This window comes from Streptomyces tubercidicus, from assembly GCF_027497495.1.
Lineage (GTDB): Bacteria > Actinomycetota > Actinomycetes > Streptomycetales > Streptomycetaceae > Streptomyces > Streptomyces tubercidicus.
Genome location: NZ_CP114205.1, coordinates 84281 through 106879, shown reverse-complemented (window position 1 = coordinate 106879; position 22599 = coordinate 84281). Strand labels below are relative to the sequence as shown.

Genomic DNA, 22599 nt, shown 5'->3' with positions numbered 1-22599 from the left:
CCGTGCACCAGGTACCTCATAGGCCCCCACGATTGAGGATGTTGATGGTTCGTACTGCGTCGTCGCCCGGAGGCTCGCATTCCGGATCCGTTGCGGCCTGGTCGGCACCCGCAGCGGTGGCGACCGCGGTTGCCACAGCGCTCGTGCCGCCCGCGGTCACGGACGCGGTGCTCTGGTGTGGCGTGATCGCCACAGGGGGCATCGCCCTGGTGTCGGCGGTGGCGGCGCGGCGGGGCCAGGCGCTGTCCGCGGTGCGCGCCGAGGCCGCCGAACGGGAGACGCAGCTCCTCCAGCACTTGCGGCAGCAGGAAGCGGCGACGATCCGTCTCGCCGAGCAGCAGCTCCCGGTGGCCGTCAGCAGGCTCCAAGAGGGCGAGTTCGCCGAGGACGTTCTCCAGTCCCTCACCGGTGCGGACAACGGGCTCAGCCCGCAGTTCCGGGCGGCGCACGAGGCCCTGCTGCGCTCGGTGGTCGAGGCGGTGCAGGCCGAGGAGACCATGCGCGACTCCGCGCAGCGCGGTGTGGTCAACGTCGCCCGCCGGGTCCAGGCCATCGTGCACCAGCAGGCAACGGACCTGCGCGCGATGGAGGACCGGCACGGCCAGGAGCCGGAGTTCTTCGCCGACCTGCTGCGGCTCGACCACGGCACGGCACTCATCGGGCGGCTGGCGGACAGCATCGCCGTCCTCAGTGGTGCCCGGCCGGGACGTCAATGGAGCAAGCCGGTGCCGCTCTACAGCGTGCTGCGCGGTGCCATGTCCCGGATTCTGGACTATCAGCGTGTGGAATTGCACTCCGTCGCGGATGTCGCCATCGTCGGGCCGGCCGTCGAACCGCTCATCCACGCGCTGGCCGAGCTGCTGGACAACGCCACTCGCTACTCTCCGCCCAACACCCGCGTCCATCTGACCGCGGTGGAGGTGCACATGGGCATCGCCATCGAGATCGAGGACGGCGGAATCGGCCTCAGTGAGGAGGCACGCGGCCGGGCCGAACGGATGCTGACCGAGGCCCAGGCCGGTATCGACCTCAAAGACCTCGGTGAGTCGCCGCGTCTGGGACTCGCGGTGGTCGGCCGCCTGGCGCGGGCCTACGACTTCCAGGTGTCGCTGCCGCCCTCGGCCTATGGGGGAGTGCGCGCCGTACTGAGCGTGCCGAAGGCATCGATTACCACCGCGCCCGCACAGGGCAGGGCACACGGCATCGGCGCGGCCTCGGGCCCGCGTCCGGTGGCGCGCCGCTCCGATCCGCCTGCCGTAGACGTTCCCGACGATGCACCGATCGAGCACTCCGCGCCACGGGCCGCGATGGAGGACACCGGCGCACACCACGCGGTTGAACCAGGCCGCGCGGCGGAGGAGCCCGTCGGGACCAAGGTGACGGCCAGCGGACTGCCGCAGCGGCGCCGGCGCTCACCCAACCCGGCCCGTAAGAAGGCGTCCTCCCTGCCGGGGCCGGCGGCGACCGCGCACGAAGAACCGGCGCCCGGCGTCTGGTTGGCCGAGCTGCACAGTGGCCTCTCCGGCGAACGGCCGACGTCAGTGCCGGCTCGGAACAGTAATGACATATCGGACAAGGATGAGTAGTCGATGCAACAGCGTGCGGACATGGACTGGATGCTCAAGGACCTCGCGGAGAGCGTCCCCCAGACCCGTCACATCGTGGTGCTGTCGTCGGACGGCCTGTGCATGGCCCGGTACGACACGAGCGAGGACACCGCCGACCGCCTGGCCGCCATCGGTTCCGGACTCCAGAGCCTGTCCGGTGCGGTTGCCGCCGAGTTCCCGCACAGCGACGGCCGGATGCGGATGGTCGTCATCGAGGTCAGCGGTGGCTTCATGTACCTGATGGCCGCCGGCGCCGGCGCGCATCTCGCCGTGCTCGCCGACGAAGGCGTGGACGCGGGGCTCGTCGGACAGTGCATGCGCGACCTCGTGGCCCGGATCGGCGCACACCTCACCAGCCCGCCGCGGGTCGACGGACAGATGCGGTGACCACATCCGGCCAGGACTGGGACACGGCCGGGCCCGAGCGGCTGTATGTGATCACGGGGGGCCGCTCGCAGAGCGGCGAACAGGCCGCACTCGACCTTGTCACGTTGATCGTCACGCGGGAGGAGTCGCAGCTGGGCATGCAGCCCGAGCTCGCCGCCATCCTCCGGATCTGCCGGTCGCCGCTCTCCGTCGCAGAGATCTCCGCACATCTGGCTTTACCGGCGAGCGTGGTCGGCGTGCTCCTCAACGATCTCTTGGCCGATGGGCGGGTGGAGGCCCGTGCACCGGCCGCCAAACTCCCCGACATAGCACTGATTGAGGCGGTTATCGATGGTCTCCAGAAGCTCTGACCCCGTCACGGAGCCTCGGCGCGAGGACCAGCTGCCGTCGACGGCCTCCACCGCCGTCAAGATCGTCATCGTCGGTGGATTCGGCGTCGGCAAGACCACCCTCGTCCGCTCGGTGAGCGAGATCCGTCCGCTGACGACCGAGGAGACCATGACGGAGGCCGGCGCCGACGTCGACGATGTCTCCGGCATCGAGCGCAAGACGGCGACCACCGTCGCCATGGACTTCGGCCGGATCAGCCTGAACGAGGAGCTGGTGCTCTACCTGTTCGGCACGCCAGGTCAGCAGCGGTTCTGGTTCCTGTGGAACGGTCTCTTCGAAGGAGCGCTCGGCGCCGTCGTCCTGGTCGACACCCGGCGGCTCGAAGTCAGCTTCGATGTGATCGGCCGCCTGGAAGAGGCCGAAGTACCGTTTGTGATCGCCGTCAACGCCTTCCCCGACGCGACCTCCTACCTCGCCGAGGAGTTGCGCAGCGCACTGGACCTGCCGGAGCAGGTGCCGATCGTGGTGTGCGACGCCCGCCAGCGGTCGTCGAGCCGGGACGTCCTGATCACGCTGATGCGCTACCTGCACTCCTCCGCCCAGACCTCGGAGACTCTGTGACCGCCAACTCCCCCGAGCATCCCGCCGATTACCACCTGGCTCCGCCGCCAGGCTGCCCGGCACACGTCCGTGCCCCCGAGGGCCTGTACCGCCTGCACGACCCCGCGGTCCAGGCCGACCTCGTGGGCGTGTACGAGAAGCTGCGCGCCGAGTACGGCCCGGTGGCTCCGGTACTCGTCCAGGGCGACCTGCCGGCCTGGCTGGTCCTCGGGCACCGCGAGAACCTGGAGATCCTGCGCACCCCGAGCGTCTTCTCCCGCGACTCACGTCACTGGCGGGACATGACCCAGGGCCATGTCCCGGCCGACCACCCGCTGGCGCCGATCACGACCTGGCAGCCGCTGTGCGTCTTCGTCGACGGGGAGGAGCACCAACGCCTCCGCGGCGCGGTCACCGACAGCCTGGACCGTTTCGCGTCACGTGGCATCCGCCGCCACGTCACCCGCTTCACCCACCAACTGGTCGACGAGTTCGCCGGATCGGGGCAGGCCGACCTGGTGGGTCAGTTCGCCGCCCGGCTTCCGCTGCGTGTCATGACCCAGCTGTTCGGTATGCCGGAGGAGAACGGGCCGAGCCTGACCACCGCCGTCGAGGACGTGCTCAACGGCACGCAGACCGCGGTGGCCAGCAACCAGTACATCACCCGGACCCTCCAGCAACTGGTCGACCGGAAGCGTGCCCACCCCGGCCACGACTTCCCGTCCAAGCTGATCGAGCACCCCGCGGGCCTCAGCGACGACGAGATCCGCGAACATCTGCGGCTCATCCTCACCGCGGCGAACGAGACCACGGTCAACCTGATCGCGAACACGCTGCGGACGGTCCTCACCGACCCCCGGTTCCGTGCGCATCTCGCCGGCGGACACATGACGCTGCCCGATGCACTGGAGCAGGTCATGTGGGACGAGCCGCCGATGATGACGCTGCTCGGGCGCTGGGCGACCAGCGACACACAGCTGGGCGAACAGCCCATCACCAAGGGGGACATGCTGCTGCTCGGCCTGCGGGCAGCGAACGTGGACCCCGCGATCCGTCCCGATCTGACGGCGCCGGTGCACGGCAACCGCTCCCATCTGGCGTTCAGCAGCGGCCCGCACGAGTGCCCGGGCCGGCACATCGGCCGCGCGATCGCCGACACGGCCGTCGACACCCTGCTCGCCCGCGTCCCCGACCTCCGGCTGGCCGTTCCCGAGACCGAACTACAGTGGTCGTCGTCGCTGATGTACCGCCATCTCGTCGCGCTGCCCGTGCAGTTCACACCGACCCGGTGACGGCCGCCTTCCGACACCTTTGTCTGTCCGGTCCTCCGGTGATGCCCCGGGAGCGGCCCGTTGTCAGCCACCCGGCTTCCGGATGGCCAACGGGGCCCGCCGCCGGGGTATACGCGTGCCCTCACGCCGAACGGGCCGCCGGCGCTTGGGGAGAAGAGCACATGGCTCCTGCCAATGTGATCCTTATCGCGGCCCTACATGGCCAGGGTCCTGTCTTAAAGTGATGCCGATGTGGGCACTGCTGCTGGGATCAGCTCAGCGAGCCCCCATCGGTGTTGTCGCGCAGCTCACCCGGCAGGTCAGTCCCTGCGAATGCGGCGCTGTGCGCCAACGGCCCCGAACGCCGCCCCTGCGCCGAGTGTGCAGCCCGGGAGCGAGTTGACTCCCGTGCGCGGCTCGGACAACAGCCGGGCCGCGGCATCCGGCCTCCGGTGAGGTATCACTGCACGGCCGCTCAGAACTCACCCGCCCGCCCTCACAGCACCCGCGTACAAAAGGCCGCTCCTCGGCGTTCTGCCTCCCCGTCCGCGTGAGCCCTTCCCCTCCGTGTGGAGCCCTGATGAACACCAACACGCCCGTCGCCGACACCTGGAACCCCGCCCCGGTCCCCGCCCCACCAGGTGCCGCACTCCCCGCCCTGCTCGCCCATCGGACGGCGTGTGCGCCCCACAGCCCGGCCGTGCAGGACGGCGACCGGACCTTCTCGTACCGGGAACTCGACGACTGGTCGCAGTCCATAGCAAGGGCACTCCTCGCCCATGGCATACGCGGAGGGGATGCCGTCGCCATCCTGGGCGCCCGCTCGTGGGAGGCTACGGCCACCATGGTCGGCGTTCTGAAGGCGGGGGCGGTATGCGTCCCGGTGGACATCCACCACCCCTCGGCCCGCACCGCCGCAATGCTCACGGACGCCCGTGCGCGGCTGGTCGTGGCCCTTCCCGGGCATACCTTGGCGGTGCCCGCGGACCACGGACCGATTGCATGGGTCGCCTTCGACGACCTGATGACGACCGACCCCGGACCCGGCCGTGACATCCCGGCAGCCGCGGACCGCCGGCCCGACGACTGCGCGTACATCCTCTTCACCTCCGGCACCACCGGACGCCCCAAGCCCGTGGTCTTCCCCCATCGGGCCGTGACCCGGCTCGCCGCCGGGGACAACCCCTGGTGCCCTGGTCCGGGCACCCGCGTCCTCCAGACCTTCGGCCTCTCCTTCGACGCCTCGCTCTTCGAGACCTGGACCTCCCTGATCAACGGGGGCTGCCTCGTCGTGGCCGAACGGGACGTGCTGTTGGACACCGGGCGGCTGCGGTCACTGATCCGCACGGAACGCATCACCCATGCCTTCCTGACCACCAGTCTGTTCCACCACTCCGTACGCACCCACCCTGCGATCTTCGGCTCCCTGGACATGGTGTTGATGGGGGGCGAGGCGATGGACCCGGACCTGGCCGCGACCGTGTGCGTGGCCGGGCGCCCCCGCCACCTCATCAACGGATACGGTCCCACCGAGGGCGGCATCATGGTCACGGCGTACGAGGTCGACCGGGTACCGCCCAGCGCTTCCTCCATCCCGATCGGGCGGCCGGTGGCCGGCAGCAGCTGCTACCTGCTGCGCCCCGACGGAACCCCGGCCGGCGTGGAGGAGGAAGCGGAGATTTACATCGGCGGGGAGGGCCTCGCCCTGGAATACCTCGACCGTCCGGACGAGACCGCCCGAGCCTTCGTCACCCACCACACCCCCTCGGGAGATACGCTCCGCCTCTACCGCAGCGGCGATCTGGGGCTCCGGCGTGCGGACGGCACGCTGGAATTCCGGGGCCGGACCGATCGCCAGGTGAAGGTCCGCGGCTTCCGGATCGAACTGGACACGGTGGAAGCCCTGCTGCGTGGGCACCCCGACGTCGCCGAAGCCGCGGTGCTCGTCCAGGGCAACGACGGAATCGGCAAGGGGCTCGCCGCCTTCGTCACCCCGGCGAACTCCGCCGGCTCCCCGGACCAGGCCACACTCCACCACTACCTCTCGGGCCACCTGCCGGCTCACGCTCTCCCCGCCCCCATTACCGTCCTGGAACGCCTCCCCCTCACCGCCAACGGAAAGACGGACCACGCGGCCCTGCGGAACGCCGCCGCCTCCACCGTGATCCGGCGCGGGGCCGAGCAGGCCGCCGTCCACCACAGCGGCGATGCCGTCGCCGACATCTGGGCCGAGGTGCTCGGCAGACAGGTGTCCGACGGCACCGGCTTCTTCGCCGAGGGAGGCAACTCCCTGCTGGCGGCCCACACGGTCACCCGCACCATCGCTGCCCTCGCGCTTGCGCCGGACCGCTTCGCGCCGCTGCTGCAGAGCCTGCTGGCCACCCCCACCCTCGCCGCCTTCCGCTCCGCGACCCGGAGTGCACCGGCCGTCCAGCACGACGGCATGGAACCGGAGTGCGCGGCGCAGCCGGACTTCGAGGCCGACGCCCGCCTGGAGCCGCTCCCTCCCGTCGCCCCGGCCCCCTCGCCCCAGCCCACGCGGGCCCGCCACATCCTGCTCACCGGGGCCACCGGCTTCGTCGGGGCGTTCCTCCTCGAACGCCTGCTGAGAGACACCGACGCCACCCTCCACTGCCCCGTACGCGCCGCTGACCGGCCCGGGGCGATGCGCCGCGTCGACGAGGCGATGCAGCGCTACGGCCTCCAGCTCACCGAACCCGACCGCGTCCACGCCCTGCCCGCAGACCTGGCCCGCCCCGAACTGGGTCTGACCCCTGCCGCCTTCGGCCGGCTCGCCGATACCGTCGACCTCGTTCTGCACAACGCGGCACACGTCAACTTCCTCTACCCCTACAGCCAGTTGCGGCAGGCGAATGTGGAGGCCGTCCGTACCCTCGTCCGGCTGGCAGGGCCGCGCCGGATCCCCTTCCACTATGTGTCCACGACCGCCGTGCTCGCCGGCAGCGGCGTCGGCGGCGTACGCCACGTCGACGAGACCACCCCGCTCAGCCACCCCGAACTGCTCAGCATGGGGTACCCCGAGACCAAGTGGGTGGCCGAGCGGATGCTCGGCCATGCCGCCGGCACCGGGCTGCCGGTCACCATCCACCGCCCGTACGAGATCACCGGCCACAGCCGGACAGGCGCCTGGAACACCACCAGCGCCATCTGCGCCGTCTTCGACGCCATCGTGCGGATGGGCATGGCCCCCGCGGTGCCGCTCCCGCTCGACCTGGTACCCGTGGACGCCGTCACCGACGCGATCGTCGGCATCGCCACCCAGCTCCCTCACCTCGGCGGGGTCGTCCATCTGACCAACCCCCGGCCGGGGTGCCTCGCCGACATGGTCGACCGGATGCGCGCCGCCGGACACCGCATCGACGAGGTGAGCTACCAGCAGTGGACCGACGCGCTCGTCGACCACGTGCGCGCCCACCCCACCTCGCCCATCGCGCCGTTCGCCCCGCTCTTCCTCACTCCGGCCAACCGGGCCGACTTCAGCGTCAAGGAGATGTACTTCGACACCGTTTTCCCCGAAGTGCGGCGCACGCGCACCGACCAGCTCTGGCCGTCCTGGCACACCTCGTGCCCGCCGGTGGACAGCACGATGCTGGACTCCTACCTCAGCTGCCTCAAGCGCAGTGGCCTCCTCCTCGGCGGCGCCTGAGCCGTTGCCGCCGAACGCAACAACCGCCCACGCAAAACGTTCGACTGGGAAACCCCAGCCGAGCGCCTGCATAAATTGCTCGCGGCCTGATCAACCAACCACGTGTGGCAACGACCCCTGGAATCCGCCCGCTCCGGCGGGGCTTCTGCGCGCGGCGGGGTATGACGGCGCGGTGTCAGGCTCGGGCGCTGTTGTACTCGGGCTCTCCGCTTTCGAGCACGCGGAGCAGGGACGCGGCAACAACACGTGCACTACGGCCGATGCGCAGCACACGGCATGGGAACTCCCCGCGACGAGCCAGGTCGTACCCCTTGGCTCGCGAGAACTGTGACTCAGTTCACAGTAGATTCAGAACCTGTGCGCCGCACCGGGCGTCTGGCTGGTGTGAGATCACGCAGGAGAGCACTGGATGAACTGGACGAGGAACGCCTTGTCCGGCTGGTGGCCAGAGGTGACCGCGGGGCGTTCGACGAGTTGTACCGGCGCACCTCGCCGTGGCTGGCGGTGCGGTTGCGCCGCCGCTGCGCGGACGAGCAGATCGTCGCCGAGGTCATGCAGGAGACCTATCTGGCGGTGTGGCGCGCGGCCGGCGCGTTCGCCGGGAGTGCGGTCGGCGGGACGGCCGTCGGGTGGCTGTGGACGATCGCGGCGCGTCGCCTCGTCGACGCGTTCCGGCGCCGTGCCCACCACGCCGAACCGCCGGTCGCCGCCGCCGAGCGGGCGGTGGTGCCCGCGGCGGAGGAAGAGGCACTCGCCGGGACCGTCGGCGGCGACGTCGGCGACGCCCTGCGGCGGCTGGCGCCGGAACTCCGAGAAGTGCTACGGGCCACGGTGCTCGACGGGCTCTCCATCCGGGAGACCGCCGTCCTGCTCAGACTGCCCGAAGGCACGGTCAAGACCCGCGCCCGCCGGGCCCGGATCGCGATGCGGGAGGCGCTGACATGAGCTGGGAACACGCGTCGAGGCAGTTGATCGACGACTACGCACGTGGTGACGCGACGATGGCCGCGGACACGGTATGGGCGTTGGAGGCCCATCTGGAGACCTGCGCGTTGTGCCGGAGCCACCTGGCGGCCAGTGTGGCCACCGAGGCGCCCGGCATCGCCGCGCTCGTCGACACCGTCCGGGCCGGTCTGGAACCGCAGTTGGACGCGGCCGTCAGGGCGCCCTCGCGGCGACACCGCCCGAGGTGGGTCGCTGCCTGGCTGACGCCGGTCATGGCCCCGTGGTTGGTCATGACCGTCCTCGTCACCCTGATGGCGCTGCTGCTGGACGCAGTGGCGCGGCCCATGTTCCTCGGCGGCGTCTCTCCCGTGTTGGCGATCGCACCCGTGCTGCCGCTGTGCGGTGTCGCCGCATCGTGGTCGCGCGGCCTGGACCCGGCGCACGAACTGACGGCCTCGACCGCCCGAGCCGGCCTGCCCCTGCTCCTCCGGCGCACCGCGGCGGTTCTCGTGGTGGTCCTGCCCGCGCTCGTGGTGGACGGATGGCTGACCGGAACGATGACGGCCGCGCAGTGGCTGCTGCCCTCCCTGGCCTTCACCTCCACCGCCCTGGCGCTGGGCAGCGTGGTCGGCGTGACCCGCGCCGCCACCGGGCTGATGGGCGCCTGGGGCGTCGTCGTGGTACTCGCGTGGGCCACCGACCACGGCCCCGTGGACCTGGAGCGTGTCCTACAGCCGGACCAACTGCCCGCGTGGGGGCTGTTCTTGGCGCTCGGCATCGGCGCCGTGATCGCCCGCAGAAACGCGTACTCAACGCTGTGAAACCATCGTCGACCCTCGCAAGGGACTACCGCATGACGCCCACCACGAGCGCGGCCGACACCGCGCCGAAAACCTACGCCTGGCAGATCCGGGCCAGTGGCCTGAGAGTACGCGTCGGACGGAAGAAGATGGCCGTCGACGGGCTCGACCTCTCCCTGGGCATCGGCACCCACGGCCTCCTGGGGCCCAACGGCGCGGGAAAGACCACCCTGATCCGGACGCTGGCCACCGTGCTGCGCCCCACCGAGGGCGAACTGGAGCTGCTCGGCACCTCCCTGGGCAGGATGGTCGACCACCGGCCCCTGCGTCGCCGGATCGGCTACCTGCCGCAGGACTTCGGCTACTACAAGCGCTTCACGGTGCGCGAGTTCGTCGAGTACATGGCCTGGTTGAAGGAGGTCCCGAAGGCGGACGTCCCCGCGGCCGTCCAGCGGGCCGTGGAACGGGTGGGCCTGGCGGACCGCGCCGACCATCGGATGAAGACCCTGTCCGGCGGCATGGTGCGGCGGGCCGGCATCGCCCAGGCCATTGTCAACGACCCCGCGGTGCTGCTGCTGGACGAGCCGACGGCCGGCCTGGACCCGGCGCAGCGACTGCGCTTTCGCGAGCTGCTCCAGGAACTGGGCCGCGACACCTGTGTGGTCGTCTCCACCCACCTGGTCGAGGACGTCGCGGCCGCCTGCTCCGACGTGGTGCTCTTCGCCGACGGCCGCCTCGTCTTCCAGGGCACGCCGGAGGACCTGGCCGCGGCGGGCAGCACCGATTTCCCGGGCGACAGCCCCCTGGAGCGCGGCTACTCGGCGCTGCTCCGCAACTCCGGGCAGCGGGGAGGCGCCTGGTGACCGGACGTGTTCTGCGCATCGAGCTGAAGCGCTCCGTCGCCCCGTGGCCCGGCATCGTCGTCCTGGGCGGCAGCCTGGCGATCTTCTGTCTGTACGACGGGCTCTGGTGGAGGGGCACCGCGGGGTGGACGGCCCAGTGGACCTCCATGGCCCTGTGGACCCGGTCCCTGCTGACCTTTTTGTGGCCGCTCGCGGTGGGCACGGGAGCGGTGTACGGGCTGCGCGAACCCCGCTCGCGGATGGCCGAACTGCTGACGACCGTGCCGCGGCCGGCCTGGCGCCGTGCGGCGCTGCCGGCCGGTGCGATGGCGCTCGCGCTGGCGTCGGGCTTCGGCCTCCTGGTCCTCGTGGGCGGGGTCCAGGTAGCCCTCGGCCGGACCACCTACACGCCGCTCGATTGGCTGCCGATCTCACTCGTGGCGGCGCTGGCCCTCGTCGCGGGGGCCGTGTTCGGCATGGGCGTCGCGCGAGCCCTGCCCTCCGTGCTCACCCCGCCGGGCCTGGTCTTGTTCTTCCTCATGCTGACGGCCCTTCTACAGCAGAACAGTGACGAGACACTGCCGTCGAGCATCGCGCCGAACCGGCTCGCCCAGCTGCTCCCGGTGACCGCGGAGCCGCGGGAGATGCTGCTGACCCTGTCCGGCTCCGTGCACCTCGGTCAGACGCTCTGGCTGCTCGGCCTGCTCGCCACCGGCTTCGCACTGCTGTCGGCCGTGACCCGCCGGGCCCGGCTGCTCGCGGTGATCCCCGTCCTGGCCGGTGCGGCCCTGGCCCTGCTGGTCCTCCCGGCCGCTGCACGCGACACCTACGTCGTCGACAAGGCCGCCGCCGCCCTGGTCTGCGACGGACCGGTGTGCGTGACGCAGGCAAACCGCTCACGCCTGCCCGAGCTCGCACGGCGCGGCAAGGAGGCGCTGCGCGTGCTGCACGAGGTCCTGGGCGACAAGGCGCCGAACGCGGTGCGGGAGGACACCAGGCTGCGCGCGATCGCCGACAAACGCGAACCCTCCGGCGACGTGGTGCTGGTCGACTTCGACGACCGGCTGCTCGCCGATGCGACAGGTGAGAAACTGACCCGCGCGCTGATCGCCCAGGGTCTGGCACCCAGCTGCTACGGGAACAACGACCGGGAGGGCGGGGGGCGAGGCAACGTCCCTGTCCAGAGCGTCGCCGTGAGCTGGGCCCTGCACGATTCCCGGCTCCAACCGCTGGCGGAGAGGGGCAGCGACGCGTCCTTGCGCACGATCTGGCCGGAGGCCGACGTCGCCTGGCAGAGGCTGACGGCGCTGTCACCGGCCGAGCAGCGCTCGCGGATCGCCGAACTGCACACCGCCGGCCTCTCCTGCGCGGCGGACCACCAGCTTGCGGTGCTGGCGGGGAAGGCGACGCGATGAGGTGGCTGATCCTGCACGCCCGTTCACGGCAGGTGCCCGCCTCGGCCGCCGCGGTCGCGCTCGTCGCGCTGGCGGTGTGGGCCCTCCACGGCCCAGGACCGGTGGATCAGGCGATGGCGGTCCTGCTCCTCACCGCGAACGTGGCGGCCGCTTCCGTCGGGCTCGGTGGGTGGGACGTCGTGCTGGAGAGGACGGCCGCGATCCGGTGGATGCCCCGCCGGGCGGCGCACGTGCTGCTGGCCGGCGCGTGCGCCGGTGCGGCGCTGCTGACGGTCCAGGCGGCGGGAGTGAAGCTCGCCCCCGCCGAGGTCGTCGTCCGGGACAGCGCGGGCCTGGTCGGCCTGGCCGCGCTCGGGGCGGCGCTGTGCGGGGCACAGTTCGCATGGACCCTGCCGACCGGCTGGCTCGCGTTCACCCTCTTCGGACCGCCTCCGGGCGGCACCGCGGGAGACGTGGTCATGTGGATGATCTATTCCCCTGCCACGACGGCGTCCACCGGGACCGCGTGGGCCCTGTTCGCGATCGGCACCGTGGTGTACGCCATCGCAGGACCAAGACGGTAACGGACACGCCCCGCGCGGGAACGGGTGGCGAGTGCGCGCGTCCCAGGCCAGGGACTGGTGGCACAACTGGGCGGCGAGAGCGGCGAGGCGTTGTGGATCCCCCTCTCCTGCGTGGGGGACGGCGATCTGGGCGGCGGTGGAGCTGTGCCAGTCCTTGCGTTGAAGGAGGAACGCAGGTGCCTGCCGACCCGGCGCAAGGGCTGCTGCCGGCCCGGGATGTCCAGGGCCGACATTGCATGCGGTCGGTGGACAGCGAGCCAGGAATTCTCGTCAGGGAAGCCGCAGGAGAACGGAGCGGGACTCGTGGTTCAGTCGTCTTGCAGTGACCGCAGAAGTCGTGCTCGTACGTCGGCCCTCCGGTCGCTTTCGGCTGCGTCGTCCGGCTCCGGGGTCGCGTGTGAAATGTGGTCGGGTGTTGTGTCGGCGTTGGCCAGCAGTGCCTCGTCGATCATCTTGCTGGAGCGGATGACGACGGAGTCCGCCGGCTCTTGCGGCCAGACGGCAATGAGGTAGTCCTCGACAGGCTCTTCGCTGACCCCGTCCGGGTTGGTCGAGCGCCCCGATGCGTGGACGCGCATTCGATACCAGCCCGGTCCTTGGGGGTTGAGCGCGGGAAGGTCATCGGGCGTGATGTCGTAACCGGAGTTGATGCGCAGATCGCCGGCGACCGACCGCACGCTGACCTCTACGATCTCTTCCCAGTCGGCCGCCTTAACGGGCGGTGCGGCATCGAGGCACTGGGCCTTCACGCGCACATGGCCGGTGTTGATGCCGGTGAGGATCCACGCTCCGTGGTCCATCGGAGCGGCGAGGCCGTTCGACCATCGAACCGTTTCCATGGGCACTTGGGCGTCGTCCGAGATGCCGAAGATGCCTTCGTTGACGAACATGACAGACGATGTGGTCACGTGTACGAGGCTACCCGTGAGCAGGAACGGAGGAGGCACTACGAAGATCCCGCAGCGCCCCCTCCATGAGCGGTCAGTCGCCGATCAACACCCGGTAAGGATCTCCGTCCAACATCCGCTCGGCTTTGTAGAAGCTGCTGTTCATGCCGCCCCGGTAGTTCTGATCGGAAACACTGATCATGCGGGCGCTTGCCCCCTTAGCTTCCGTGCGTGAGGGCACTGTGGGTATGGAGCACCCAGGGAAGGTACGACGCTGACCCCCGGCGGACAGGCCTTCCTTCGACGTGGCCACGGGGTACTCGTCACAGCTCTTCCCCTGAGGCCGTGACCGACCGTGGCCCTACCGGCCGTTGCGTTGTCACAGCGGAACTCGTTGAGCTTGAAGAAGGATTTCGATGTGCCGTAGGTCCCATTTGTGACGGACAGCGCCCACGTGGTGGCGCAGCGGCCAATAGCGCCGGAGCGCGTTGCCGTGGTGTCGAAGAAAGCCTCCCCCCAGCTTCCAGGAACTCAGCGGAGCCAATTTCCTGGAAGGAAAGGCCGACTTGTGGACCTAGTAAGCACCGTCCTTTGTTGCCTTGCCGCTGATGGATGCCTTCAGAGCATCTCCCCAGCCACGGTAGGCAGAGACTTCAATCCGGTAGCCCCATCGGGGAATTCCGGAATCACCATAGCTGTGGTTGATGACGTTCATATCGGCCGACCCTGTCACCTGTCGGCGGCCGTTGACCACGCGGAAGCTCGTCACAACCGGCCCACGCCGCGTCCTCCGCCTCGCCCGCCACTGGCCCTGGACCGTGAGAACACAGGCGCCTTGAACGGCTCGCACTCCTGCCGAACCCTGGCTGACCAGCGGACTCGCCTGTATCTACGAGAAGAGGATCCAGCAAGCAGTGAAACCCGGTGTCCACCCGAGACGACACCCGGGCTCTCAGCCTGCCCGTCCTCGGCCACCGACAACAAAATGGGCCCCCGACTCCGTCGACGGCCCGTCACGAAAGATCGAGGCTAAGGGTTCAAATCAGCGTGCTACCCACGGCGTTCACCCTGCAGGTGTGCCGCGGTCACCATCACGCGGTGAGCCGAACGAGGACCTATGGGCGCGTTGCGACCTCACCAAAAGCCTTCAAGGGGATCACTGCTTGGACGGCACCTTCGATCAAATACGGCAGCCGCCCTCTAATTTACTTCTGGGGACGGCTACCGGAGGCTACCTGAAAATGCGTGGTGTGCAACATCAGAGGTGGTGCGTTCAATCGTTGGGGCAACTACCTTTTACAAATCAAAGATTGATGCATCAACAGTTTAGTTGCAAATTCGTTCACTTGGGAAATGGAGACACCGTCACCAAGATGCGTGGCACCGATCCCGGGTTCATGATGCTTGTGGGATCTGTACCGGAACTCTCAACACTCCCGCCTGTGCGGTTCAATCGAAAGGAGCACTCCATGTCAGCGACCCTCCCTCCAATTGCCCACGAAGCAATCACGTACTTCCCTCCCCGACAGGTGGAGAGAGAACTCGAATCACTGCGATCCACAAACAGCGACATAGCCACTCTCTTCGCTGCCCTGCCGGAGCGGCTCGGCACCGATGACATCACAAGGGCCTCCGAGGGCTCCTTCGGCTACTCGCTGACGAGCAGTCTGACCAGTCCTCTGGCGCCGCCCGAAGGGGTCGACGACCATCGAGGCTCCGTCAATGAACTGGACTTCCACTGGATGTTCAACGCGTACTCAGCGGGCACGGATCAACTCGCCGTCGGGGCAGTCATCGTGCGGGCGAACGGGGGCGAATACGAGAACATCTACGCCCTCACCCTGGAGGCCCCGAACCAGAACTACACGGCGGTGACCGAAACGACGGTCCAGGGGGGCACGCTGAGGGTGGTCGACGGCTGGTGGGATGCACTGACCGGGTGTCTTGGCCGTGACTGCGGATCTGTATGCCTCGGTGCGGCCATCTCGTGTCCGAAGGTGAACTGGATCGCCTTCCTCGCATGTCTTGCGGGCCGCTGCGGCGGGTGCATCGTCAAGTGCGCCGCATGTGCGACGTGTGACTGCTCATGGTGGTGCAAGTGGGCCGCCGGATGCTGCAATCAGTAACCTCCAGGGAGAGACAAATGGTCATCTGGCTGGAAGTCCCGGTTGAGCCGGCCGCGAGCCGCGGTTCCGTAAGACCCAAATACAGCGTAGGCCGTGCCGTTGTGGTCCTCGACAACGAGTCGGCTTACGTCGGTCTTCTCGAACGGACCGCAGCGGCGGCGCTCCTCGCCCATGAAGATGTGCGAGAGCTGAGCCGAGGCGACATGGAGCGCATCCGACCGGAAATCCCTCTGAGTTGGGAGACCTTGGAGCAGCAGGTCCTCCAGCTCTCCGACCCGCGCCCGCGCCCGCATGCACTCGGCCTGGGCGACGCCATCGCCGCCCTCACTCGGCGGGCTCGCATTCGGGAATGCGGAAGTTGCGCGCAACGACGAAAAGGACTGAATCGCATCATCATCTGGGGATGGTGGCGTCGTCGGCGAATTCAGGTTCAGCCGGAGGGCTAGCCCAGCCACATCACTCGATGCCGGATGTGTGAGAGGAGGACCAACATGGGAAGCGAAGATTACGAAGAACTCCCTGCAGACAGGGCCGTCACGTTGGAGGAGGCAGCCGACCACAAGAGACGAGTCGTGGCTCGCAACGAACCCAAGAAATGGCGGTGGGCAGGGAATTCCGGTGACCCGTACCAGGTGGCGGCGTTGGCGAATCAGGACCCACCTCAAGTAGCTGGGGAAGTGGTATTCGTAATACAGGGAGACCTGTACCCTTCGTGGCTCTTCTACTAGAACGCCAACTCGCGTAGCAGGGCGGAAGGTAGATTCCTTCCGCCCTGCGCACTGGCCCGATTGATGGCTGCCTGCACCTGGTCGGGGCTGAGCATCACGGCGGCCATCGCTCCGCCGGAGACGGCGGCGAGCGCCACCTGGACGCCGAAGAGAGTGCGCTGGATGCGGTCGAGCCCGACCAACCGCTCGGGGTGGACGATCACCTCACGCAGTCAGAAGCCGGCTTCCGCGCGGATCAGCGGCTCCATCTCGTCCACGGCATCGGCAAAGACCGGTTCGCTCATCAGCAGGCCCTGGCACATGCCGGGCCGCTGTGGTCCCTGGCCGGTGAAGATAAACTACTGGGCCAGCTGCTCGGACGGTAGCAACGGTCTGCCGGAGACCGCGCCGTTGCTCTCCTCCCCGGTAGCGAAGGAGCGGGCACGGGCGGCGAGTTGACCATGGTCACGGGCGATGGTGCCGAGGCGATGGTCCGCGTGCGAGCGACGCAAGGCCGGTGTGTGCGGAACGTCGAGCAGCCGCGGACTGCCATCCTGGGCCCTCGGCCCAGACCGCGAGCCGGGATGCGGCCTCCATCAACTGATCACTTCAGAATGAGTTCGGTGTGGCGGTTGGTGGTTGAGGGAGGCGTCGGGCAGGTTCTGCGGGGTGTTAGACGATCTTGTTCCTGATGACCTGTGGGAGCGGGTAGACCCGCTGCTTCCGGCCCGTCCGCCGCGGCGGCACCGCTTCCCCGGCGATGGCGCGCTGGCGGAGCTTCGCCTACCAGCCGAATCCGGCTGTGGGAGTACGAGACGGGCGGCTGCACGGAGTGGGCCTGCTGCGGTGACCCATGGCAGGCCCGCGAGTTCCTCGAAGCGGTGATGCTGGCGATGTCCCGCCGCCGGTCGAGCGAACTCCGCAGCCTCGTAAAGGCTTTGGACCGACAGCACTGATCCGAGGCGGCACCGCCGTCACTACTCGGTATCAAGGCGTCCGGCACTGCTGCAGAAGTCGGGCATGCCGGGATGGACAGTGGTGTGTCGCGCGGCAAGGTCACGCATCACGGTGAGCTTCTGCTCAGCGGCGGCGAGGCCGGCCTCAATCGCGGCGACCTCGCCGAGCCAGCCCTCTTCCTTGGCCTCCTGGAGCCGGTCGAGCAGGTTCGCGTGGATCTCCTCTAGCCGGGGTATCTGCGCGCGGTCGGGCCGCAGGACGGGGCAGCAGAAGCAGGCGTGCTCGTGGACGCACGGGGTGCCGAAGTCGCGTGCGCAGACGCCCAGGGCGACCTTCCGCAGCTCGAAGTGGGCCAGGAAGTCCTGCCACTCCTGCGCGGTGGGCTCCCGGTACTCGCTGCTGGGCCGCAGAGACCGGCGGCGGGCGATGAAGGCACGGTGGTGGTTGATGACGTCCTCGAGGTAGATCGCGGCGTATCCGAGAGTTCCGGGTGTGCTGGGTCTCCCCGCACGAGAAACCGCCGCAGTGGATCAGCGCGGTGGCTGCGGTCCGGGTGCGTGCGCCGCAGGACAGGGGACAGGGCTGGGTTGTTGATGACGGCATCGCGGGTTTCGACCCAGCCGCCGGCGGCTGGAGCTTCCGCGAAGAGCAGCTGGAGCGGTCCTTGAAAGCGTGTGCCGAGGCCCGACCAGACGCTGAGTAGGGTTGTGGCCATGGCCAAGGGAATGGGGCGGCGACCCAAGGTGGACCTCGACAGCGGCGTCGAGGACGCGACGCTGCTCATCCTGGAATGGCTCGGCGAGCAGGGTGTAGGTGCCATGATCCGGGTCGATGCGGAGCGCATGCATTGCGGTCAGCCGGAGTGGACATTCGCAGCCTCTGGTGGGCCCCTGGATGGTGGCATGAGGGCCGATGGGGCCTCGGCCGCCGAGTGCATGGGCAGGGCATTGCTTGGATTGCGAGAAGCCGGGCTCGTCGTTCCGTTCTGAAGGCGTGATCAGTGTCTGAGCTGGTCGCGTTCGGTGATGCTTTCGGGGCGTCTGGTGGTCTTGCCGCTGTCGTAGCGGGTGGCCGCGCGCCGGTTCTTCGAGCCGAGCGACCTGCTGGGGCCGGGCGAGGCGGAGTTGGGTGTGGGCGGCGATGATCAGCCAGGTCCGCCGGTCCGCCGCCGCGGGAGTACGGAACTTCGGGCGGGTCCAGCCCAGTGTCTGCTTAATCATCCGGAAGGTGTGCTCCAGATTGAACCGGCACGGTTTGCATTTTCTCAAGGACCGGAGACTGGTGGCGGTCGGCTGGCAGTCCGCCGGCCCGAAGCCGGCGGAGCGCGAAGCGCTGTTGGAACGGTGGTGCGGTCCGGCCAAGGCGTCGGCGGGTCCGGTCGGAGATGAGGGTGGTGATGTCCTCGGAGGGTTCGAAGTCGGCCATGAGACGGATCTCCAGTGATCGGTCTTGGAGACCCGGCCCGTAGCCAGCAATGGTCAGGGCTGCATCTTGGCCCGCAGCCGTGTGCCAGGCCCTGCCAACATCGCTGATATAGCGTCAACACACAGCTACGCGCTCGTACCGGCCGGTGATACCCCTGTAAGCAAATGCCTCGAACTGCCCCCGCGCCAGTGTGTAGCAGGGACTGTCGGCGCCAAACGAGACGATGACCTGCACCCGCATGGTCTTGGTGCAGTTGTTCTGGATCGCAACGTCGAAGCCTCCTACAGCGCCCCAGACGTCGCGGCTGACGCAGGCGGGTGCAGTACCGCCGGCGGCGGGTGTATTGGCGCTGGCGGCAGAGGCAACTGGAGCCGTGGCGGTGAGCCCCACGGTTGCCGACGCCGCAGCCATAGCGTACGCAGCAACCTTTCGGCGAAATTGCATGATCCTCACTCCTTGGAGAAGGGCATGACATAGGCAGTAATATCTTCAGTAAGCTGATGCAATCTGTTAAGACACTAAGACGTGGAATGTCCGATACTCGTGCGCCCTCTGTCCTGTTCACTGAGGTGCGTTACCTCTACAAGAGCCTCGCGTCGGGGCTCACGCTGCTCCATCCCGCTCGAACTCCACGTCGACGTTTCTCGCAGCCGGCGGCGAGCAGGCGCAGGGGGGGCGGTCGACTGTCAGGAGCGGTCGCAACTGGCCCGCGCAGAACGGCTCCTTCACCCTTGCCAACCGTCCGGGCAAGGCCGCGGGCATCCGGTTGGCCGAGACCCTCAACCAGCTCACAAGCACGCAGCCCGCACCGCACCTGTAGAACACCGTCACGCTCGACGGCGACCTCCGCCACCGCACCGCAGCCGCCACCGTGGCGCTGTCGCGCGGTCAGTGGGAACGGCAGGAGCTCGTGTCGAAGTACGCCCGGACCGGCCCCGGCCGCCGGCATCCTTCCAGCATCGCGTGGACGGTTGGGTTCCAGGCCCGGATGCGGTTGGCGAACCGGTCGCTTTTCCAAGGCGAGGCCGGGGTCTCTTGGGACGGTGTGGGCTCGTCGGTCTTCTCCTCGGCCGGGTCGGGGACCAGGACGCGCAAGCACTGGCAGTTCGCGAGTTCATGCTCCAGCGCTGCACGCCCGCCCGGCACCTCCCGAGCGCCCTCCTCGGCCATCACCAGTTTGGCCAGATCGCCGACATCGCCCGTGAAGCCGAGCATGAACTCCTCCCGCGTCCACACCCGGCCACGCTCGTAGCGGTTCATCTCGTCGTACAGATCATGGATATGCACCGCCTGCTGGCGCAGTTCCTCAAGGTTCATCTCAAGCCCCTCCCGATCCGGACCGGACGTACATGATCCCCATCTGACGACGGGCTGGGTATCCCAGTCATCGTGGGGAACGATCACTCGGTGACTGGGGAAGGATCTTGAACACAGGTCGTCGAACCAGGTCAGACCCACTCGTGAACGCCCGACCCCTGCACCACCCAGGCCGCTCAGCACATAGCCTCATGCGGTTGAGAGGTGGGCATGGAGGAGCTGGTCGTCGAAAGCGTCAGGTACAGCGCTCGGTGCGCGGACTGTGGGGCACGGCTGGAGTGCGGGGGTGTCCACGGCCTGGTCGGCGGCTCGTTGCGGTGGGACATTGAGTCCGTGTGCTCGGCCTGCGGGCAGGCGACGGCCGCCTGCGGCCAGGACCTCCCTGCCCGGTTGCGGGACCAGCTGCTCGCAGACAACGGGCCGACCACATTGCACGTGACGGCACCGTCGGCGGTGCGTGTCATCGTCATGCGGGTGCTGCGCGCTGAACTCGGAGTCGGTCTGACGGAGGCCAAGGCTGTCGCGGACCAGGTGCTCGCAGGGGCCTACTCAGGAACATTGCCCCAGGTGGAGTACCTCGCCCGCAAGCTGCGTATGGCCGGAGTCGACGCGGTAGCTACTCGCCCGTGAGGGACTGCTGGCGGCGGGGGTTCAGCAGGTGCCGGGGCCAACACTGCCGCCGGCCAGAGGCGCGCGGCGCAGGTCGGCGTAGGTACGGACGGTGACGCGCCGGTCCGGCCGGGAGTGTGCCAGGGGGAGGAGGGCCCGCTGGAGAGCCACAGCCTGCCGAGCGCTGTTGCGGCCTGAGTGGCGGTTGCTTCGTCGGCAGCGGTGATGTCGATGACGACCAGGCCCCGGCTCGCTCAGGTGCCCTTCAGAGATTTTCTTGGCCAGACAGACGCCCGCAGACCGCCCGGGAGTTCGGCGCGATCGTGGAAGTCACCCGGACGTGGACAGGCGCTCCCAGGACTTGTCCGGGCGATCAAGTCATAGACCGTCTTCCATGGGCCGAACCGTTCGGGCAGGTCACGCCACTGCAACCGGTTCGCACCCGGTGGAGAATCCCGTCGATCACCTGCCGGTGATCCCGGCACAGTCCACAACGCCGGTTACTGACCGGCAGGAACGGCCGCAGCCGTTCCCACTCGGCATCTGTCAGATCACCCCGCCCCATGTCGGCAACGACGAGCCCACCAGCCGACAGGCACGTGATCTGCCGAACAGGCCCCGGCGTGCGGGCCTACGTCGCCGGGTTCGTCAGCTCCGTGCCGAAGCGGCCCTTCGTCGCCGGGGAACCCAGGTCACTCGGGTCGATGAGTGACGAGCCCTTGGCGCTCAGTCCGCCGGTGCCTGCGTACAGCAGGGCCGCCGCGCCGACGCCCCCGGTGCGGTTCGGGATGCCCACGGCCAGGTCCGCCTTGCCGTCACCGTTGTAATCGGCCGGCGAGACGGACGTACCGAACTTGTCGTTGCCCTCCATGGAGCCAGGGACGCCCTCGGTGTCGAGCGAGAAGGTCTGCGCCCCCTCGTCGGTCAGCCAGTTCGCGGTGCCCTTGAGCACGTTGATGGCACCGGCGTTGTTATAGCCCCCGGGCGCCTCGGCGCCGGTGTTGCTGACCACCAGGTCGTCGTGGCCGTCGCCGTCGAAGTCGGCGAGCCGGATAGCCTCGCCCTCCTGCGCCTTGCCCTTCCAGTCCACCGGCTTGTCGGAGTCGAGCCCGTCGGCGGTGCCGGGGTAGGTGCGCAGCTTCTGCTCTTGCGGACCGTCCGAGAAGCCGGTGTCCGTGACGACGTCCTCCTTCCCGTCGCCGTTGATGTCGCCGACCACGGGGCGGTACTGCGCGAACGGCAGTGGGATGTCCTTGCCCAGCGGCGTGTTCTTCAGCCCCCCGGATGAGCCGGGAAGCACGCCGAGCGTGCCCTCGTCGGAGGGGGAGTCCTGGGAGGCGACGGTGACGAGATCGGTGTAGCCGTCCCCGTTGATGTCGCCGGAGGCCAGGTGCTCGACGCTGACGCCGCCGCCGGGCGGGGTGACGCTGGTCATCTTCGGGGTTGCGGTCTGCCGCAGGTTCTTCGCGCCCTTGACGAGCTGTACCTTCTCGCCGTCGGAGATGGCGATGTCGCTGAGGCCGTCCTTGTTGTGGTCGCCCACGGCTATCTGGTCGCCGAAGTGCGCGTTGGCGGCGACCTTTGGCGCGTGGAAGGCGATGGCGTCGCCGGACAGGCCACTCTCGGAGCCGAAGACGATCGTGACGGAACCGGCCTGCGCAGTGCTGCCGATGGCCTCGTTGTTCGCGGCGACGACCAGGTCGGTGTAACCGTCCCCGTCCACGTCGCCACGCACCACGGTCGAGCCGAAGCCGTCCTTGGCCTCCGGGGTGCCGGGCACGCCCGTGCTGGCCTGCGTCAGTGTGCTGTGCCGCTTGGTGTCGACGCCACCCTTGGCGCCATAGGTCACGCCCACGTAGCCCGCCTTGGACTTCCCGGAGACGGTGCCTTCGGGCGCTCCCACGCCGAGGTCGGCGTGTCCGTCGCCGTCGAGGTCGCCCTGGGTGATCTTGCTCCGCTTGGCGGCATTCGTGGAGGGCTGGTCCTGGTTCCGCCCGTTGCCGTCCGTCGGTGCTGCCATGGCGCCGCCGGCCGCGGCCGCGACTAAAGCGGCGCCCAGAGCGCCTGCCACCATGCTCCTGGTTCGGTTGCGCACAAATCCTCCAACGGGTAACGCATCGGTCGCCCCTCGGATCCGTCCCCCT

General features: G+C 68.8%; 24 protein-coding genes and 5 pseudogenes. 16 read left to right on the top strand and 13 right to left on the bottom strand.

Features of this window, described 5'->3' with window-relative positions; translation table 11 throughout:
* The first annotated feature begins 44 nt into the window (after nt 1-44).
* The 6 genes from STRTU_RS00540 (at nt 45) to STRTU_RS00515 (ending at nt 7862) form a co-directional block, all read left to right on the top strand.
* Complete coding sequence (locus tag STRTU_RS00540; protein ID WP_389853054.1) at nt 45-1586, top strand: sensor histidine kinase; 1542 nt, start codon at nt 45-47, stop codon at nt 1584-1586.
* Nucleotides 1587-1589: 3 nt separating this feature from the next.
* Complete coding sequence (locus tag STRTU_RS00535; RefSeq protein WP_127153809.1) at nt 1590-1994, top strand: roadblock/LC7 domain-containing protein; 405 nt, start codon at nt 1590-1592, stop codon at nt 1992-1994.
* Nucleotides 1991-2344, top strand: a complete 354-nt coding sequence (locus tag STRTU_RS00530; protein WP_235465681.1) for a DUF742 domain-containing protein — start codon at nt 1991-1993, stop codon at nt 2342-2344. The genes STRTU_RS00535 and STRTU_RS00530 overlap by 4 nt, the downstream gene beginning before the upstream one ends.
* Nucleotides 2325-2945 (top strand): GTP-binding protein, encoded by a 621-nt coding sequence (locus STRTU_RS00525; RefSeq protein ID WP_269777114.1) that lies wholly within the window; start codon nt 2325-2327, stop codon nt 2943-2945. The genes STRTU_RS00530 and STRTU_RS00525 overlap by 20 nt, the downstream gene beginning before the upstream one ends.
* Nucleotides 2942-4216, top strand: coding sequence for a cytochrome P450 (locus STRTU_RS00520; protein ID WP_269777113.1), 1275 nt, complete (start codon nt 2942-2944; stop codon nt 4214-4216). Before STRTU_RS00525 ends, STRTU_RS00520 begins: the two co-directional genes overlap by 4 nt.
* Nucleotides 4217-4775: 559 nt before the next feature.
* Nucleotides 4776-7862 (top strand): amino acid adenylation domain-containing protein, encoded by a 3087-nt coding sequence (locus STRTU_RS00515; RefSeq protein WP_269777112.1) that lies wholly within the window; start codon nt 4776-4778, stop codon nt 7860-7862.
* 175 nt (nt 7863-8037) lie between these two features.
* Here STRTU_RS00515 and STRTU_RS00510 read toward each other — a convergent pair.
* Nucleotides 8038-8181, bottom strand: a pseudogene (locus STRTU_RS00510) (integrase); the annotation flags it as partial.
* Between the two features lie 65 nt (nt 8182-8246).
* Here STRTU_RS00510 and STRTU_RS00505 point away from each other — a divergent pair.
* The 5 genes from STRTU_RS00505 to STRTU_RS00485 are packed head-to-tail and all read left to right on the top strand — an operon-like array spanning nt 8247 to nt 12427.
* Nucleotides 8247-8807: an RNA polymerase sigma factor gene (locus STRTU_RS00505; protein WP_026169289.1), complete on the top strand. Its 561-nt coding sequence runs from the start codon at nt 8247-8249 to the stop codon at nt 8805-8807.
* Complete coding sequence (locus STRTU_RS00500; protein WP_269777111.1) at nt 8804-9628, top strand: zf-HC2 domain-containing protein; 825 nt, start codon at nt 8804-8806, stop codon at nt 9626-9628. Before STRTU_RS00505 ends, STRTU_RS00500 begins: the two co-directional genes overlap by 4 nt.
* Before the next feature lie 32 nt (nt 9629-9660).
* A complete protein-coding gene (locus STRTU_RS00495) occupies nt 9661-10470 on the top strand; it encodes an ABC transporter ATP-binding protein (RefSeq protein WP_109888584.1) in 810 nt (269 codons plus the stop codon).
* Nucleotides 10467-11864, top strand: coding sequence for a hypothetical protein (locus tag STRTU_RS00490; protein WP_269777110.1), 1398 nt, complete (start codon nt 10467-10469; stop codon nt 11862-11864). Before STRTU_RS00495 ends, STRTU_RS00490 begins: the two co-directional genes overlap by 4 nt.
* Complete coding sequence (locus tag STRTU_RS00485) at nt 11861-12427, top strand: hypothetical protein (protein WP_269777109.1); 567 nt, start codon at nt 11861-11863, stop codon at nt 12425-12427. The genes STRTU_RS00490 and STRTU_RS00485 overlap by 4 nt, the downstream gene beginning before the upstream one ends.
* Before the next feature lie 27 nt (nt 12428-12454).
* Here STRTU_RS00485 and STRTU_RS36060 read toward each other — a convergent pair.
* From STRTU_RS36060 to STRTU_RS36055, 3 genes and pseudogenes are all read right to left on the bottom strand, one after another.
* Nucleotides 12455-12688: pseudogene (locus STRTU_RS36060) on the bottom strand (RNaseH domain-containing protein); the annotation flags it as partial.
* Nucleotides 12689-12735: 47 nt separating this feature from the next.
* Nucleotides 12736-13335, bottom strand: coding sequence for a hypothetical protein (locus STRTU_RS00480; protein WP_269777108.1), 600 nt, complete (start codon nt 13333-13335; stop codon nt 12736-12738).
* A gap of 73 nt (nt 13336-13408) precedes the next feature.
* Nucleotides 13409-13645: pseudogene (locus STRTU_RS36055) on the bottom strand (NucA/NucB deoxyribonuclease domain-containing protein); the annotation flags it as partial.
* A gap of 1042 nt (nt 13646-14687) precedes the next feature.
* On the opposite strand from STRTU_RS36055, the gene STRTU_RS00475 reads away from it, so the two are divergent.
* Nucleotides 14688-15440, top strand: a complete 753-nt coding sequence (locus STRTU_RS00475) for a hypothetical protein (RefSeq protein WP_269777107.1) — start codon at nt 14688-14690, stop codon at nt 15438-15440.
* A 17-nt stretch (nt 15441-15457) separates the two neighbouring features.
* On the top strand, nt 15458-15886 hold the full coding sequence (locus STRTU_RS00470) for a hypothetical protein (RefSeq protein ID WP_269777106.1): 429 nt from the start codon (nt 15458-15460) through the stop codon (nt 15884-15886).
* Between the two features lie 278 nt (nt 15887-16164).
* Here STRTU_RS00470 and STRTU_RS00465 read toward each other — a convergent pair whose 3' ends face one another.
* Genes STRTU_RS00465 through STRTU_RS00455 form a run of 3 tightly spaced genes read right to left on the bottom strand, consistent with a single transcriptional unit; the run spans nt 16165 to nt 16659 of the window.
* Nucleotides 16165-16371, bottom strand: a complete 207-nt coding sequence (locus STRTU_RS00465; RefSeq protein WP_269777105.1) for a hypothetical protein — start codon at nt 16369-16371, stop codon at nt 16165-16167.
* 9 nt (nt 16372-16380) lie between these two features.
* Nucleotides 16381-16503 carry an acyltransferase domain-containing protein gene (locus STRTU_RS00460; RefSeq protein WP_269777441.1) on the bottom strand — a complete coding sequence of 41 codons (123 nt, stop codon included), beginning with the start codon at nt 16501-16503 and terminating at the stop codon, nt 16381-16383.
* A gap of 3 nt (nt 16504-16506) precedes the next feature.
* The gene (locus STRTU_RS00455) at nt 16507-16659 is read right to left on the bottom strand and encodes a hypothetical protein (protein WP_269777104.1); all 153 of its coding nucleotides are present in this window, start codon (nt 16657-16659) and stop codon (nt 16507-16509) included.
* 528 nt (nt 16660-17187) lie between these two features.
* Here STRTU_RS00455 and STRTU_RS00450 point away from each other — a divergent pair.
* Together STRTU_RS00450 and STRTU_RS00445 are read left to right on the top strand one after the other, a co-directional pair.
* Nucleotides 17188-17331 (top strand): hypothetical protein, encoded by a 144-nt coding sequence (locus STRTU_RS00450; protein ID WP_269777103.1) that lies wholly within the window; start codon nt 17188-17190, stop codon nt 17329-17331.
* A gap of 486 nt (nt 17332-17817) precedes the next feature.
* The gene (locus tag STRTU_RS00445) at nt 17818-18093 is read left to right on the top strand and encodes a hypothetical protein (RefSeq protein WP_269777102.1); all 276 of its coding nucleotides are present in this window, start codon (nt 17818-17820) and stop codon (nt 18091-18093) included.
* 8 nt (nt 18094-18101) lie between these two features.
* Here STRTU_RS00445 and STRTU_RS36050 read toward each other — a convergent pair.
* The 3 genes and pseudogenes from STRTU_RS36050 to STRTU_RS00435 form a co-directional block, all read right to left on the bottom strand.
* A pseudogene (locus tag STRTU_RS36050) lies at nt 18102-18351 on the bottom strand (NF041680 family putative transposase); the annotation flags it as partial.
* Nucleotides 18352-18643: 292 nt separating this feature from the next.
* Nucleotides 18644-18973, bottom strand: coding sequence for a hypothetical protein (locus STRTU_RS00440; protein ID WP_269777101.1), 330 nt, complete (start codon nt 18971-18973; stop codon nt 18644-18646).
* A 444-nt stretch (nt 18974-19417) separates the two neighbouring features.
* Nucleotides 19418-19846, bottom strand: a complete 429-nt coding sequence (locus STRTU_RS00435) for a nucleoside triphosphate pyrophosphohydrolase family protein (RefSeq protein ID WP_269777100.1) — start codon at nt 19844-19846, stop codon at nt 19418-19420.
* Between the two features lie 210 nt (nt 19847-20056).
* On the opposite strand from STRTU_RS00435, the gene STRTU_RS00430 reads away from it, so the two are divergent.
* Nucleotides 20057-20476 (top strand): hypothetical protein, encoded by a 420-nt coding sequence (locus STRTU_RS00430; protein WP_269777099.1) that lies wholly within the window; start codon nt 20057-20059, stop codon nt 20474-20476.
* Here STRTU_RS00430 and STRTU_RS00425 read toward each other — a convergent pair.
* The 3 genes and pseudogenes from STRTU_RS00425 to STRTU_RS00415 form a co-directional block, all read right to left on the bottom strand.
* Complete coding sequence (locus tag STRTU_RS00425; protein ID WP_269777440.1) at nt 20392-20682, bottom strand: hypothetical protein; 291 nt, start codon at nt 20680-20682, stop codon at nt 20392-20394. The two genes, STRTU_RS00430 and STRTU_RS00425, sit on opposite strands and share 85 nt — an antisense overlap.
* Before the next feature lie 138 nt (nt 20683-20820).
* A pseudogene (locus STRTU_RS00420) lies at nt 20821-21020 on the bottom strand (transposase); the annotation flags it as partial.
* A gap of 66 nt (nt 21021-21086) precedes the next feature.
* Entirely contained in the window at nt 21087-22529 is a 1443-nt protein-coding gene (locus STRTU_RS00415) for an FG-GAP-like repeat-containing protein (RefSeq protein WP_269777098.1), read from the bottom strand.
* Between the last annotated feature and the right edge of the window lie 70 nt (nt 22530-22599).

What these genes read in the sequence shown, in the direction of transcription:
- STRTU_RS00540 (WP_389853054.1), top strand. Translation starts at nt 45, where the DNA reads ATGGTTCGTACTGCGTCGTCGCCCGGAGGCTCGCATTCCGGATCCGTT.
- STRTU_RS00525 (WP_269777114.1), top strand. Translation starts at nt 2,325, where the DNA reads ATGGTCTCCAGAAGCTCTGACCCCGTCACGGAGCCTCGGCGCGAGGAC.
- STRTU_RS00415 (WP_269777098.1), bottom strand. Translation starts at nt 22,529, where the DNA reads ATGGTGGCAGGCGCTCTGGGCGCCGCTTTAGTCGCGGCCGCGGCCGGC.
- STRTU_RS00470 (WP_269777106.1), top strand. Translation starts at nt 15,458, where the DNA reads ATGGTCATCTGGCTGGAAGTCCCGGTTGAGCCGGCCGCGAGCCGCGGT.
- STRTU_RS00475 (WP_269777107.1), top strand. Translation starts at nt 14,688, where the DNA reads ATGCGTGGCACCGATCCCGGGTTCATGATGCTTGTGGGATCTGTACCG.
- STRTU_RS00445 (WP_269777102.1), top strand. Translation starts at nt 17,818, where the DNA reads ATGGCCAAGGGAATGGGGCGGCGACCCAAGGTGGACCTCGACAGCGGC.
- STRTU_RS00435 (WP_269777100.1), bottom strand. Translation starts at nt 19,846, where the DNA reads ATGAACCTTGAGGAACTGCGCCAGCAGGCGGTGCATATCCATGATCTG.
- STRTU_RS00440 (WP_269777101.1), bottom strand. Translation starts at nt 18,973, where the DNA reads ATGCAATTTCGCCGAAAGGTTGCTGCGTACGCTATGGCTGCGGCGTCG.
- STRTU_RS00500 (WP_269777111.1), top strand. Translation starts at nt 8,804, where the DNA reads ATGAGCTGGGAACACGCGTCGAGGCAGTTGATCGACGACTACGCACGT.
- STRTU_RS00485 (WP_269777109.1), top strand. Translation starts at nt 11,861, where the DNA reads ATGAGGTGGCTGATCCTGCACGCCCGTTCACGGCAGGTGCCCGCCTCG.
- STRTU_RS00495 (WP_109888584.1), top strand. Translation starts at nt 9,661, where the DNA reads ATGACGCCCACCACGAGCGCGGCCGACACCGCGCCGAAAACCTACGCC.
- STRTU_RS00535 (WP_127153809.1), top strand. Translation starts at nt 1,590, where the DNA reads ATGCAACAGCGTGCGGACATGGACTGGATGCTCAAGGACCTCGCGGAG.
- STRTU_RS00430 (WP_269777099.1), top strand. Translation starts at nt 20,057, where the DNA reads ATGGAGGAGCTGGTCGTCGAAAGCGTCAGGTACAGCGCTCGGTGCGCG.
- STRTU_RS00515 (WP_269777112.1), top strand. Translation starts at nt 4,776, where the DNA reads ATGAACACCAACACGCCCGTCGCCGACACCTGGAACCCCGCCCCGGTC.